The organism is Methanoculleus sp. 10 (genome assembly GCF_913757945.1).
In the GTDB taxonomy this organism is placed as follows: Archaea; Halobacteriota; Methanomicrobia; order Methanomicrobiales; family Methanoculleaceae; genus Methanoculleus.
Window position 1 is genome coordinate 133,603 of sequence record NZ_CAJYDP010000007.1, and the last position, 13,648, is coordinate 147,250.

Genomic DNA, 13,648 nt, shown 5'->3' on the forward strand with positions numbered 1-13,648 from the left:
TAGCACGTACATCCAGGATTCCCGGTAATACATAACGAGCCTGATCAATCTGCATCATTATCATCCTACAAATCCTAATCGCTCCTCAAAATCAAAGCGATAGATTTGCACCTCGTTATGTGTTACACATAACGGACATAATTATACATGTCAATAAAACTCATTCTGTTTTGAATTTCGAGTGAAATGCAACCGCTTTGAACCTGGCACGTTATGAGTTCCGGGAATATAGGAGGAACACCACGTTCCTCGCATGGTGGATATACTGCAATGAGGCGAGATCCCGGATCGCCGCTGGATCCAGCGAAGGCTGGAAGCTCATATCAAAGTCTTCCAGCCGCTTCAGGTCCTTGCCGTGACGACCTCCCGCCGGCTAGGTAGGAGGTGGCCAAATGCGGGCTCACCCCGGTCGCGAAGATGGGTTCCGCCCTCCAGGTGCTGCTCATCGCACCCATCTTCTCCTCGGTGATCACCTATCTGGTGGACGAGCCTCGAAATCCCGCGGACCTCCGGCGGTTTGCCCATGTCGACCAGGTCCCCTCAGCCGACGTGGTGTACCGGTCTCTCGGCCGCAGCACCGAAGACCTGTTTGTCGTGGTGGTCAACGCGCTGCTCTGGACCCGGTACGGGCAACCCCGCTGGCGCACCCGGGAGATCTACTCCATTGACGGGTCGACAATCACCCTGGGTCTCAACATTTTCAAGAAACGTTACCGGAAAACCGGCTTGGTAAATCAGGACTACACCCGGGGCCACTCCCCCACCAATGGGTATTATTTCGGCTACAAACTGACGCTGGTCATCGAACACCCATCCTTGATTCCAGTCGCGTTTCTTTTGCACCGGCGGCCGTCGGGCGATGCCCGTTTCCTTCCGACGGTGCCTGTCGACCTCAACCGCAAGATCCTCCGGGCGGAGGACACCGTCATACCATCATCTGTGATATTGCAGCAGGCGTTTGACGAAAAGAGGAAGTTACAACGGGTTGCAGAGGCTAAGAGTTATGGGTTCATGCATCACCCCAGAAGACAGAATACCATGTTGCCAGCGCGTAGCACCGAAACAGTAGCGCAAAAGGGTATTTCTGGAACATGTCCTCTTCATGCAGCCCAGAAAGATCGATGCCGCAATGTGATACGAATCTGGAGGTGATAATAGTCCTTTTAAAGTGCTCCTTGAGTTCCCCTTGGAACCAGAACTCATCGGGAACGGACCACGCCACTTTATCCCTCCTCCAGCAGATACTGTCGGGGAGTTTGCCATCAAAGGCTTTTCTGGCGAGATATTTCGTCCAGCCTCCGTGAAGTTTGTAGGCGGCAGGCACCGTTGCCAGAAATTCAACGAGTCGATGATCCATGAACGGCATTCGTGATTCGATGGAGGAGGCCATGGATCCACGGTCTCCCCAATGAAATAACGTTCCAAGAGATAGAGTGAGGGCATCAGATAAACTCTGGTTAACGGGAGTATAGTTGAAATTCTTCCCAAGGCGGCCGAGAATAGACAATGAAAGTCTCTCCCCAAGGAGGCGTCGCGATAGATTCAGTATGGAGCCGTGAGCAATGAGTAATGATGCATTTGGTATTTGCCTGTACAGCGGCGCTTCTTGAATCAGGGTGCCCAAGGGAACCGCTGAGAAGTAATTCAACAGATATTCAAGATACCCCGCCAGCTGTTCATCGGCACCCTGCCCGTCCAATGTGACCGTCGCACCACGCGCTTTCGCCAGCTTATAGACATACCAGTTGGACATCAAGGAATTCATTACAGGTGTATCTAGGTAATACACACACTTCCTGTGTTCTTCAACAATGTCTTCGACCTTAGGTTCTATCGTATTTGACCGAACATCAAGAAACTGGGCCATCTTGTCAATATAACGGCTCTCATCGCAGTATTCCGATCCAGGTGTTCGATAGACACTGGAGAATGTCTCGTGCTGACATTCGCATCCAACGACCTTTAAATGCTGATTCACAAGGTACGCAATAGATGAACTATCGAGGCCTCCAGATAAGGCAGATCCAACTTTAACATCAGCACGCAGCCTGAGCCTGACGGCGTCAGCGAGGAGATTGTAGTACCGCTCTGCATATTCTGATGCCTTTTCCTCGTCGTATGGCTCATTTGAGAGGTTAGGCTGAATCGACCAAAATGCCGTCTCTGTGAATGGCCGAAAGAGCTCTTCAATTCTGCACTTCAAAAAACTGGCACATTTAAACCGGTAGATATCTTCAAATGCGGTCTCACGGAGATGATCCTTCGATCCCTCTTTGAGGAAGAGTTTGCAGTATTCGATATTGGGCTCCTTGGTGACAGCAGGGTGTTTGAGGAGTGCTTTGATCTCAGACCCAAAAATGAAGTTCTGTTCGTCCTGATAATAATATAACGGCTTGATCCCGAAGCGATCCCTTGATATGAAGACCTCTTCTGTTTCACTATCATACAGCACAAAGGCCCACATGCCATTGAACCGGTTCAGGCAATCGACACCCCACGCATCGTAACTTGCCATGATGATTTCGGTATCGGTCTGTGAGCGGAACGTATGCCCAAGTGCCTCTAGTTCCTCGCGAAGCTCGACGTGGTTGTACACCTCGCCGTTGTAGACAATCCAGTAGCGATCACGATAGCACATCGGCTGGTGGCCCAGCTCGCTCAGGTCTAGGATCGCGAGACGCCGGTGACCGAAGGCGAAGGGGACGGGGGAATCGACGAGATCCCACTGTGGGGGGGTGATTTCGGGCTTATGCGTGCCGCCAAGGAGATAACCCTCGCCGTCCGGACCCCGGTGGATGAGAGTGTTGTTCATCGACTGTATAGCAGAAGCAGAGGGGATCTGTTTCGAAATAACTCCAACTATGCCGCACATTGTGTACCTCCGCTCAGCATGTTACCGTTGATCCCACCTGGTTGTTACCAGATCATGGACATGAACTGCCTCTCTTCAATTTATAGTTGCCGGCTCAACTGCTGATATGAAAACCACCCTTTGGATATAGAAAGCATCCGCTCGAATAGGCCGCTTCTCATCGCCATCAGATAGCTGCGCGGCGTTCAGTTTCCGCACACCGTATCCTGCCTGCGTCAGGAGTTGGATTATCTCGTCATAATCCATTTCCTGGTCTGGCCTGACCTTGGGCAGGTTCACTGTTCTCAAGATCCCCCGCACTTCGTCATACTGTTCGCGGTTGGTGAGCAGGTGATGGATCAGTGCTAATACCTTTCGCGCCAACGCGACAACCGCCTTTTTTATACCCTTTCTGTGCCCCGATCTGAAGAAAGAACTGTTTCAGCCAGTTTGGTTTGCCACGGGCAATAACTTGAGCCGCTTTGATGAGTACTGTCTGGAGGTATTTTGACCCCCGTTTGGTGATATGCCACGCGGTTTTTCCTGCCGACTCATAGGCTGCCGGGGCGAGTCCCGCCCAACCCATCAGGTGCTTTGGACTGGCAAACTGGCTGATATCCCCGATCTCGGCAAGAATTGGGGTAGTAATCTACTTTACAACTGAATTGAATGGCCTAAAAATTCTCTCTATGTCCAGATATGATCCGTAATACCTTCCCTCATTGCCGGTGTTGTGCCCTTCTTTGCGCCGATGAAGTTGTTCATGGACTGGAACATGTTCAACGCGCGATATATGCCACGATCTTTTTTGCAAACGACGCGGTTTTTCTTCGGAACCGACTGATTCTCCGCCGAATCATGTTGTTGTAGCCTTCAACAACCGAGGTTGAGACTGTCTTATATACTGGGTTTTCCCAGATTGCCTCCTGGATCACGGCAACCAGGCGATTTTCCTCCCGTTGCTTGATCACCTGACCATAGCTGATGCAGGGTTCCCAATACAACTTTGCTAAGCCTTCGCGATACTGGGAATTTTCATCCGTGGCGACGGACGATCGGGGCAGATGGCATTGGCAACGGAAGCTTCTCAAAAACCGGGTCGAGGAAGTGTGTGCAGGTTGCCTCCATTCGTTTTCCGCCGAAATGGGCAAGGATAAACCCTGAACTGCTCTTGACAGCAGGATAGGTCCAACAATCACCGCACTCCTGATCTTTCGGTCTGTCACAGTGCTTTTTTGAACAAAGATCCAGAGTTCATCCAGTTTAATCCCTCCGAGGGAGAGACTCTGCTGAAAGAATTCACTCAAGTGTTCGGCATGCTCGCCGATCAACCGGTAATACCGAGTAATTGTTCCCTGATGATGACCCGTTACCTGCGCAACACCGCGGATCGAGGTTTTTTCCATGCTATAAAGGGTCTAGGGAATGTGATACCAGTAGTTTGATAGGGCACTACCGAATTTTCCGGGAGTTTAGGGTTCAGTTACCGTATCCTCTAGCGATTAAAGGAGAGTAGGTACCCAGGCGGCTCTACCGGATAAATCCCGACGTTGCGCCTTTACAACCCATCGGGGGGGTGCTGCCACATGATTAAGGCACGCATCTCCTGTTACCGGCATATATCCCCAAATGATGTGCTCGGCCGGGGGTTAATACGGCGATTATTCCACTGCCCGGAACGAGGTTGAGTAGGCGAAATATTCTGTGTGATCCTATGTCTAACATTTTACCTCGAAGTACATCTGATATCAACGCAGTATTGAGGGACTCTTACTGACAGCGAAATAAGGATGCAAATACGGGTTAAACCCAGTGATAAACTTAGCAAGATGGGGTGTGTTGGCTGCCATCAAATTCACAGTACTCATACCTTTGTCTAGATAATTATTGAATACTGTATCTAAGAGTAAATAGCTCCCCCCATCTTTTCTTAAATCTGGATCAGTCACAGCTGCCCATCGGTGGAGATAATTATTGTCGCGCAGAAAAATATCTGCTGCTATCCATTGTTCGTCATGTGTCTTTGCAATCCACATCTCTCCCAGGCTATTATTTGCTATATGTTCGCATAAGTTTTCCAAATACCCTTTGGGGACAGGGGCCTTCAATCCTTGATGCTCAAAAGTCTGTTGAAATAGTGAGTAATACGCTTCAATATCCCAAGATCTGCTCACAGAGATTCCATCTTCCGTTGCATTCGTAATATTACGCCTTACATTTCGTGAGTAATTAAGATTTTCGAGATCTAAGAAATAGGTATATCTGGTTTCACTCTTCCACCCTCTTTGAGTGAAGGAACGGATATCAAATAACTTCGGAGGATTGCACACTTCAACTTGGATAGTCCCCATTTGTTCAAAAAACGCCGCTATAGATGTCAGGATATTATTCTGCTGTCTTTCAAATCTTCTGACGCTGCTATCTGATATGTGTTTGAGTACAACTCCACTGTATGGCATCAGTCCACATGTGTTTGATGCAAAATTCAATAGTCCAAAACGCTTCTTATGGAAAAGCGGGCAGCCACCAATAAGTTGACCTTCAGAAAAGCAACCATATATGGCAAAATCGATCTTTAATGCATTAGAGGTTATAGAAAGCCAGTTTGAAGTTGAAAATATCGTTCCCTGTGGGGATGATTCTACCAACTTATCCCACTCAGAATATTCTGTTTTTTCAAGTATCCTTGTCACAAGTTTTGGCTCACTCATTGTTCTCCCACCATCCCCTTATTTCCTTCCCGCTCGCCATCCACGCCACCTTCTCCTTACAGCACCGCAGAATCTTCTCGTAGAATGTAGATGTTGTGCCGGAGAAGGGTAAAACCCCATGACAGAGCATGGGTGTGTCGATGAGGTAGCGGGTAACATCCCAGGTTTCCCCAGCGCCGAGCCGCATGCACCGGTAGAGCGTGCGATCCATAGCTGCAAGAGGAATCTCCAGGATATTAATCTCTCGGCCAACCCGGAGGTCATAGGGCTTGGAAGGATGGCACATCCCGTTCCTGAACCTGACACAGTCGGCATACCCGATGGTGGTGTCGTAGCAGAACCCGGCACGGCTGAGGTGCTCCCGGCTCTCTGGGACCGGAGCCGAAGGTAGTGGTTCCGGTAGCCGATGACCGGCTGGCCGAGGGGCGCCTCCGGTCTCTGCTTCTCAGCCGCGGGGGCTTGCGGGTCGCAGTAGATCCAGTGATCACCGTGGAGCCCGATCTTCCAGCCGACTTCAGCGATAATCCCGATCTCTCCTTCAACTCACTATTTTTCAGATGTAAAATAACTTCCTGTTCAACACACTACGACTCTTAGTCAGTAGTAATAGTTTTGTACTTTCTGCTTAGCAACATCTGGATCTTCTTTAATTCTGGTGCTATATTGGGGATAATAATCCTCGCTGATTCTTCTGCGCTGAGCTACATCTCAGTATTGTTCCGCCACCCGGGGTGAATAGTATCTCAAGGAGCCGAGATATGGATTTCCCCACTTCGTTCTTCCGGGGTTACCGATCTTATTTGGTTGAAATGAGATTGTATAGGGTTCTTCAGCCACTTTTAACGATCTCCCGTCCACCCCCCGTTGCCAATTATCCCTTTTCAGACATCTTCTCTCGGCGAACGCTACGTCGTCCATCTCCAAGGAGCCCCAAAACGTTGGACAGGCGCCCTGTAAGATGTGTACTGCTCATCCACACTTGGCTTCTGTGTTGGATAGGCAAGTTTGCATCAGCCGGTACGACACTTCGCATCATAGCCAACTCTATCGAGACCTGCATAATCTACAACCGTTTTGTATTGAATCATGTTGAGCTGCTCCTGCTTCAGCTCAGACGTTGGTTCATATCGATTAGAATCTCGAAGCATCCCATGAGTGCCCCCGTTGCTTTATCGAGTTGCGCACCCGGACCCTCTCTCCTTCTCTGGCCTTCCCCTCTCATTTGAAGGTGCTGTCCTGACACTCGAACGAACCGAGATCTGCCCCAAGAAACGTTTGTTGCGCTCATTCGGTCAAATTCGCCTGGTTTTTGAGCGTTGCCGCTCAGACCAGCGTGCTCAGCACACCCGGGCTCTCGATCCCTGCCATATACCCGACCACGAGGACAAGTCGATATACGATGAAGTTGGGGAGTATGAAGATTTCTTGACTCTTGTGTCGGATCCCTTTGAGATGGAACACGACGGTTGCCGGATGTGGCTGTACGCGTGTTTGAAATTGTTGCGGCGTTGCAGGAGTGTTGGGAACTCAAGGGTTCGCGGATTTTTTCGTTCCGAAAGAACATCCTGACAGACCTGTTTCGCTCTTCCCTGCTGGAAGAGAGAAGAATGTCAACTGCTCTTCCAGAGGAGCGTGCACACCTCCTCCTGCTTTCCAGTGTTTATCTTGCGGGGGTGAAAGGGGCGGAGCGGGAAGACCCCCTGCGCACGCGGGGGGATGAAAGTGGCGCCCTTTCTTCACTTTCACTCCGCACGGCTCTTCTTTATAGCAAAAGAACTGCAGATACCCCATGGGATACCCGACAGGAGAGTATCCAGATGCACCTTGCCACCAAGATCAAGATTCAGGTGACACCCGATCAGGCCGATGTGCTCTGGCACCTCTCCGAAAAATGCCGGTTACTCTACAACTTCGCTCTTGCCGAACGAAACCAGAACTACCAGGAGAACAAGAATCGGGCCGACAAGCAGTACATCGGGTATGTGCAGCAGGCGAACGCTCTTCCCGACCTGAAGAAGCAGTATCCCGAGTACCGGTGGGTCTACTCCAAAGTTCTGCAGACCACCCTCAAATCGCTGGACGACAACTTCAAGTCGTTCTTCGCGCTCCGGCAGAACGGCGACGAAGATGCCAACCCCCCGGGGTTCAAGGGGAGAGATCATTTCTGCACGCTCCGCTACAACCAGAGCGGGTTCAAGATCCCCGATGGCCGGATCCGGTTCTCGCACTTTTACAACGACATTCCGCTGGCGTTCGATCTGCCCGAAGATCGGACGTTCCTCAACGTCAAGCAGGTGGATCTCTTCTACGACGATCTGCAGGAAGCGTATTACGTCTCCCTCGTCCACGAGGTTCAGCCGGACCAGAAGTACGTTGACAACGGGATCTACCAGGCCTGGGACCTCGGGGTCACGAAGCACGTCGCAGTCAACACCTCCGGCAAGTTCCTTGAAGTCAGGAATGCCCGGCCGGACAGGTATTGGAACCCGAAGATTGATGCCGTGCAGGCCCGGAGGGACCACTGCAAAAGGAAGAGCCGGCAGTGGCAGCGGCTCAACCGCGTCAAGCGGACGATGGAGCGGAAGCGGAGCAACCAGCTCAGAGACTTCCAGCACAAACTGAGCAGGAACCTCGTTTCGAACACCCGGGCCGCCACGATCCTGGTTGGCGACCTCTCCGTCAAGCAGATGCCCAAGTCAAAGCAGGCCACGCCCGGACTCAACCGGGCCACCCAGAACGCGGGACACCTCTCACGGTTCATCGGATTGTTAACCTACAAGGCAGCCCTTGCAGGTAAGAGAGTAATACCAATCGATGAACAGTACACGACGAAGACCTGCTGTGTCTGCGGAGCGGTTCACGAGATGCCGCTCGGGAACCGCGTTATGGACTGTGCCTGCGGGAACTGCATCGATCGCGACCACAACAGTGCGGTCAACATCATGGTACGGTTCCTATCACAGAATGCCCTGTGGACGGGCTACCGGCAGTTCGCCGGTAATCTGCGACAAACAGGTCCGAGGATCCCCGAGACCCCCGGGCACTCGCAGGAAGCCCCCTGCGCAAGCGGGGGGTAGTTCACTCGCCCAGTAACGAATGCGGTTCACTGTGTCTTCCTCCTGCACGACCGTCCCCGCTCGGAGAACGATCGTGGCCTGGCATGCGGGCGATACCGGACCTGAGAGCATGTGCCTCGAGATTATACGCGGTATCAAGCAACATCCAGCCATGGTGCGGTTGTATGGGTTCAACGATCTCGATGAGTGCCGGAAGGCGCATGACGTCGGCATCAGTTTCCGGAGAATACACCATCCGTAGCGGGTACCTGCCCAGATGGGAGATGTGTGCTTTAGGAGATGATACCCGACATACTTGCTGTACTGTGATGCTTCCAGCGTGGTGGAATCGATGATGCCGATCCGCTCGTCATCAAGGCAGCGCGCGAGCGCGGTACCGATCAAGGCCATAACCGGTTCAGACCGTCGACCCCAAGACGGTACTTCACAAAGTGGTGAAGCGTTGTGGGATGTGGCAGAGGATCCTCTGGGGTGAGGAACAGGATGATGCGGGCATAGAAGAGGCTGCGAAAACACTTGATGACCAAGAGTTTGAGCATTAACGAGACAGAATATTGATGGCGGGGGATTTCCAGAGCATAATAGTCACGCTCGATGGTTGCCGCGACGGTCTCCAGGAAAGGAGAACACAGGAAGGATGAGATGAGGGCATGAAACTTGGGAGAAAGAATTATGTAGTATAATGCCCTGAGCCTAGCACATCAGGAGTCTATGCCAGTCATAGGATTGGGTGAGAAGAAAAGGGTGTGGTTGGTCCTGCATCTTTCTGAGACAACTACCCAAAATATACTGGCAGAATCCCTGATAAGTGCAAAAGGCACGTTTAAATGTGCAGCTGTTGGTCAGAGGTGTCTGAAATCTGATTTATCGGTGAAAAAGTGGGGGGAGTAATATGGAGGACAACCATGCAAAGCCCTGTACCTTCATGGCTCAGGAGGTATATGGATTTACGCGGCCATCATACGAATTTCTCGCGCGGAGGGCCTGGAACGATTCTATCAAGGCTCCTCTGATACCTGTTGTTAAACAGGTCCCATACGTCGTTTCATTGTGGCAACAGGTTCGGCCGGAGATTTTACCTACTAATGACAACATTTGCGACACAAATCGACTGACAATTACCCAAAAGGAGGTTATATCTGTGAAAGAGGCACTTGATCTGCAGCCTGGTGAATTTGTCCAGGTCCGGTCTTTGGATGAGATACGCTCCACGCTCGATGAAAGAGAGAGATATCAAGGCCTATACTTTATGCCGGAAATGGAGGATTTTTGTGGGAAAAAATACCGTGTATTTAAAAAGGTACGTTCAATCACCCTTGAATCGAATGGTGAAGTAAGGAAACTAAGAAGTCCTACAGTCTTTCTGGAGGGAGTATACTGCGATGGGAAGAGGCACAATGATTGTGACAGGTCTTGCTTGCTCTTCTGGAGGGAAGCCTGGTTGAAACGGACTGAACCCTGACGCCTTCCAGTCGTTCCTGCACTCCGGATGCACGACTCTCACTATCCCCTGGTGGATAAGTGCGGAGAGTCTGCCTCTCCTTGTGCCGTCAGAGCAGTGCATATTTGCGGCAATCTTGAACCCAAACTCCTCACACATTAGGGAATGTATCGAGGTTGAGTTTCTCGGCGATCTCCCGTACCTGCTCCGGCACCTCGGTCATCCGTTTCTCCTCCTCGTAGACCACTGAATACACCTTTGAGAGTTTCAGGAGCAGCCCCTGCGGCGTGAGATGGGCTGACAGCCCCGCCTGCTTGATCCGGTCCAGAATCCAGCAATGGAGGTAGAGGCAGAGGTATCCGACGAAGACATGGCCGAAGATCCCCGTGGCATCCCGGAGATAGAGTTTATCCGCCTGGATCAGGCCCTTGAATGCCGCAAAATGGTTCTTAGCCTAGGTCCGGGACCTATACCGTTTGTAGATCTCCTGTGGCTGTGCCGCGATCGAGGAGAGGAGCTGGATCCTGCCAGCACGTTTCAACCGCTGGTTCAGCGCTTCCCGGTCGATCGCTCCTCCCCCCAGCAGGCGGTAGAACGTCGTCTGCTCTTCGACTGCGAAATCGGCACCCTCGTAGAGGTAGAGTATCAGACCATCGACTTCGTGTTTCCCGGCATGAATGGGCTGCTTGTGGTAGAAGAAGTGATCAGTGAGAGGGATCCACGTCGCATACCGGGTGCTGTTGCGGTGCTGAGGAGGGCGATGTTGACCTGCGGCAACCAGGCACCTTCGGCGTTGTAGCCAAATTCGGCGAGGATCTCGGGTTTTACGGTGAGTGAGAGATCCCGGCGTTGGATCCGGCGGAAGAGGGTGGTATAGTCTGCCGCCATGAGATTGGGGAGGAAGGGCGCGAGTTTCCGGACAAACCCCTCCATCTGGTGGTAGGGCATCTGGAGGAAGACGTGAATGCAAGCCATCCATGCAATGAACGGCTCGGGATATTGATATGGCCGACCGCGCTTGTCGGCGTTCATCTGGGCGAGAGGTCCTCCCACTGTTCGACGAACTAGAGTGAGAGGTAGAACTCCCCGCGCCGCACCAGGCGCTCATTCTATAGACTCTAGTCGCGAGTGTCAGGGTACGGGCGTCCCCAGCGTTCTTTCTTGGGCATGAAAGGGGCGGAGGGGACGTCCGGCAAATTCTCTGCTTGGGTCGAAGGACCAGATTTATGCAACACAGCAGACCCGGCAAACCGTACTGGCCGAGTTCCCTCTCAACAATCTTGAGTTCAACGAGGGTATCGGCAGGCAACTGTAAGGTCCTGCGTGATCGCCCCTCCAGCGGGGTGCTGCAGGCAAGCGTGATGAGCCGGGCCTCCTTCTCACCGTCGAGGATGGGGGGTTGGCGGGGTGTCGCGCTGTTTGCGCCCCAGAGCACCTTCCAGCCCCTGCTCGACAAACCGTTTCCGGACGTTTGAGACGGTCTTGGAGTGACAATGAAGATACGGCGGGATCGCTTGCATCGGTATTCGGGGACCGCCATCTTCAGCAGTGATATCGGCGTTCAGGAGGGTCTGGGCATTGCGGATACGATAGGCAGGAGCGGTCCCGCGCTTAATGAGGGCCATGAGTTGGGAGCGCTCAGATTTGGTCAAATCAACACGATAAATTTTATTCATGCCGCGTTATGGGATGCACCTCAATAAAAAAGTTAGGATGCATGGGAGAAATTAGGTGAAATGGTCCACTAGAGTTGTTTGGGGACAACCATTGTACTTACGGGGACTTTTGGAAACTCTCTCCTGTGCATTACGTTCAGCGAAAATGATGAAGTACGGCGCTACAAATAAACCGCGCCTTCCTAATAGATGGATTAAATTATCTAAGAGAGAACAGATGATCCTTTTAGGTAATGATAGGGATCGTGAACAATGATAATACCCGCTCATGATCTCAACTGAGTAGCCTGATTCTTTAAGAATACCTTCGAGCCATTCGGTTTCCATCAGGTGTTCACACCAATTTCCGGTAGAGGGGTCACAGGTATTTGTTGGATGGTCATTACTGTAAGAGATATATCCTTGATGCAGGTATTCATCTACACAGGCTATGATATCAGAAGTCATGAGCCCCCTAGTGGCTCTGGCTATTCGTTCAATCTCATCAGAATCTAATCCTGATGCATGGGATGTAATAATCTCCTTCCTCATATCATAATAGGCGCTGAGTGAGTCTCTTTCTTTGTGTCCCCACATCTTTTCTCTGCTCTCGTGCTCGGCTCTCACTTGCTGTTTTTGGAGATACCTTACTATCCGTGGGTTTTTGATATTGGCGCCTGACGCGTACACAATCCGGAAATAGTCTTCCTGAAGAGAAGCTAACTTATTAAAATGGTCTTTTACATCATAGAGGTGCTCTAAAACATCATAAGAGGCCATTGAATTGATAGTGAGTGAGTTACCCTGAACGAATGATATCAGATCCTCAACGTCTCCGCAGATGATAGAGTCTAGTGGTAATCCTAGGGCATTTGAAAGAATTCCTACATCATTGCAGGATCCATCATAAATATCGTTATATATGACTTTTGCTATCCCCAATTCCTTTGCCAAAAGAGATAATATCCCCGATCCCCCCCCGTAATCGACAAACGCTGACTGCTGAACCGATAATGAATTATTGGATAAGCACAGTCTGAGTAGATACCCATATAAATCCAACTGTCCACCAATATTTTCTAGTTTATCTCCTAAATATCGCTGATTGTATTCTGTAATACCCAGAGATCCAATGTCAAGCGCCAGTAACTTTTTATGGAGTCGTTCTTTCGCTAAGGAAATCTCCTGGATTAATTCGTTATCTCCCCGATTTCGCATAAACTTGGTGTTTCGTGTGTTGATAAATATACTTTTGCCAGATCGGCAACATCAGCCCGCTGTTGTCAACCAGCGGGCTCGGCTCAGGCGACTGGGTGTGTCTTTGATACAACTACCTCGACCTCACTGCGAGATCCGCCGCGATGAGCGACCTCCAGATGTTGCCAAGCAGAGGGGCGTTGGCTATCTATGAGTCACATATCTGATGACGACCTACACACTCGACCTCGTCGTGAATCCTAAAGGGAGCGGCACCGTCACCCGGGCCGGCACCTACACGGCGGGAGCCACGATCCTCGTCACGACCACATCAAACGACGGCTACACGTTCGTCAGCTGGACTGGCAGGGAAGGCAATACGGTGAGCACCGAGGTGAGCTTCGAATATATCGTGCCGGAGAGCGACGCGACCCTCACCGCAAGCTTCGGGAAGGGTATGCTTGAGGTTCGGTGGCTGTCTTCGGTGACGAACGAAGGGTTCGTGCTTCAGGGCGGAACCGCCCTGCTGCTGAAGTTCCAGCTCATCAACAGGAACGGAGAGGTTGTCAGAGAGGTGCAGGAAGGTATATCCCTCAAGATTTAAGGTGTTGAGATCCGGGAGCTGGGAAAAGGCAAAACCACTTTCCGTTTTAGCGACGGTCAGTACATTACTAGTTTCAACGTCCGCGACTACGGCAGTCTTGAAAGCGAGTTAA

12 protein-coding genes and 1 pseudogene are annotated in these 13,648 nt (G+C 51.3%); 3 read left to right on the forward strand and 10 right to left on the reverse strand.

Annotated features, from left to right (window positions below; genetic code table 11):
• Window positions 1-211 precede the first annotated feature (211 nt).
• The 7 genes from QZ408_RS14900 to QZ408_RS09755 all read right to left on the reverse strand — a co-directional run bounded on the left by QZ408_RS14900 (window position 212) and on the right by QZ408_RS09755 (window position 5,773).
• Window positions 212-346 carry an ATP-binding protein gene (locus QZ408_RS14900; protein WP_365995954.1) on the reverse strand — a complete coding sequence of 45 codons (135 nt, stop codon included), beginning with the start codon at window positions 344-346 and terminating at the stop codon, window positions 212-214.
• Between the two features lie 663 nt (window positions 347-1,009).
• Window positions 1,010-2,872, reverse strand: a complete 1,863-nt coding sequence (gene asnB, locus QZ408_RS09735; protein WP_292491217.1) for an asparagine synthase (glutamine-hydrolyzing) — start codon at window positions 2,870-2,872, stop codon at window positions 1,010-1,012.
• A gap of 75 nt (window positions 2,873-2,947) precedes the next feature.
• The gene (locus tag QZ408_RS09740) at window positions 2,948-3,235 is read right to left on the reverse strand and encodes a hypothetical protein (protein WP_292491218.1); all 288 of its coding nucleotides are present in this window, start codon (window positions 3,233-3,235) and stop codon (window positions 2,948-2,950) included.
• Window positions 3,177-3,500 (reverse strand): IS110 family transposase, encoded by a 324-nt coding sequence (locus QZ408_RS14905; RefSeq protein ID WP_365995956.1) that lies wholly within the window; start codon window positions 3,498-3,500, stop codon window positions 3,177-3,179. The genes QZ408_RS09740 and QZ408_RS14905 overlap by 59 nt, the downstream gene beginning before the upstream one ends.
• A gap of 130 nt (window positions 3,501-3,630) precedes the next feature.
• The gene (locus QZ408_RS09745; protein WP_292491219.1) at window positions 3,631-4,257 is read right to left on the reverse strand and encodes a hypothetical protein; all 627 of its coding nucleotides are present in this window, start codon (window positions 4,255-4,257) and stop codon (window positions 3,631-3,633) included.
• A 342-nt stretch (window positions 4,258-4,599) separates the two neighbouring features.
• A complete protein-coding gene (locus QZ408_RS09750; RefSeq protein ID WP_292491220.1) occupies window positions 4,600-5,562 on the reverse strand; it encodes a GNAT family N-acetyltransferase in 963 nt (320 codons plus the stop codon).
• The gene (locus QZ408_RS09755) at window positions 5,555-5,773 is read right to left on the reverse strand and encodes a hypothetical protein (protein WP_292491221.1); all 219 of its coding nucleotides are present in this window, start codon (window positions 5,771-5,773) and stop codon (window positions 5,555-5,557) included. Before QZ408_RS09755 ends, QZ408_RS09750 begins: the two co-directional genes overlap by 8 nt.
• Before the next feature lie 1,606 nt (window positions 5,774-7,379).
• Between QZ408_RS09755 and QZ408_RS09760 the strand changes: the two genes are divergently transcribed.
• Both QZ408_RS09760 and QZ408_RS09765 read left to right on the forward strand, forming a co-directional pair.
• Window positions 7,380-8,639, forward strand: coding sequence for a transposase (locus QZ408_RS09760; protein WP_292491222.1), 1,260 nt, complete (start codon window positions 7,380-7,382; stop codon window positions 8,637-8,639).
• Window positions 8,640-9,531: 892 nt separating this feature from the next.
• The gene (locus QZ408_RS09765; protein ID WP_292491223.1) at window positions 9,532-10,101 is read left to right on the forward strand and encodes a hypothetical protein; all 570 of its coding nucleotides are present in this window, start codon (window positions 9,532-9,534) and stop codon (window positions 10,099-10,101) included.
• Between the two features lie 783 nt (window positions 10,102-10,884).
• On the opposite strand, the pseudogene QZ408_RS09770 reads toward QZ408_RS09765, so the two are convergent.
• From QZ408_RS09770 to QZ408_RS09780, 3 genes and pseudogenes are all read right to left on the reverse strand, one after another.
• A pseudogene (locus QZ408_RS09770) lies at window positions 10,885-11,188 on the reverse strand (transposase); the annotation flags it as partial.
• Window positions 11,189-11,459: 271 nt separating this feature from the next.
• Window positions 11,460-11,756 carry a hypothetical protein gene (locus QZ408_RS09775; RefSeq protein WP_292491224.1) on the reverse strand — a complete coding sequence of 99 codons (297 nt, stop codon included), beginning with the start codon at window positions 11,754-11,756 and terminating at the stop codon, window positions 11,460-11,462.
• 51 nt (window positions 11,757-11,807) lie between these two features.
• Window positions 11,808-12,953, reverse strand: coding sequence for a hypothetical protein (locus tag QZ408_RS09780; RefSeq protein ID WP_292491225.1), 1,146 nt, complete (start codon window positions 12,951-12,953; stop codon window positions 11,808-11,810).
• Between the two features lie 205 nt (window positions 12,954-13,158).
• On the opposite strand from QZ408_RS09780, the gene QZ408_RS09785 reads away from it, so the two are divergent.
• A complete protein-coding gene (locus QZ408_RS09785) occupies window positions 13,159-13,536 on the forward strand; it encodes a hypothetical protein (protein WP_292491226.1) in 378 nt (125 codons plus the stop codon).
• The last annotated feature ends 112 nt before the right edge of the window (window positions 13,537-13,648 follow it).

Coding starts and splice junctions, on each gene's coding strand:
- asnB (WP_292491217.1), bottom strand. CDS start 2,872: ATGTGCGGCATAGTTGGAGTTATTTCGAAACAGATCCCCTCTGCTTCT.
- QZ408_RS09745 (WP_292491219.1), bottom strand. CDS start 4,257: ATGGAAAAAACCTCGATCCGCGGTGTTGCGCAGGTAACGGGTCATCAT.
- QZ408_RS09750 (WP_292491220.1), bottom strand. CDS start 5,562: ATGAGTGAGCCAAAACTTGTGACAAGGATACTTGAAAAAACAGAATAT.
- QZ408_RS09755 (WP_292491221.1), bottom strand. CDS start 5,773: ATGGATCGCACGCTCTACCGGTGCATGCGGCTCGGCGCTGGGGAAACC.
- QZ408_RS09760 (WP_292491222.1), top strand. CDS start 7,380: ATGCACCTTGCCACCAAGATCAAGATTCAGGTGACACCCGATCAGGCC.
- QZ408_RS09765 (WP_292491223.1), top strand. CDS start 9,532: ATGGAGGACAACCATGCAAAGCCCTGTACCTTCATGGCTCAGGAGGTA.
- QZ408_RS09775 (WP_292491224.1), bottom strand. CDS start 11,756: ATGAATAAAATTTATCGTGTTGATTTGACCAAATCTGAGCGCTCCCAA.
- QZ408_RS09780 (WP_292491225.1), bottom strand. CDS start 12,953: ATGCGAAATCGGGGAGATAACGAATTAATCCAGGAGATTTCCTTAGCG.
- QZ408_RS09785 (WP_292491226.1), top strand. CDS start 13,159: ATGACGACCTACACACTCGACCTCGTCGTGAATCCTAAAGGGAGCGGC.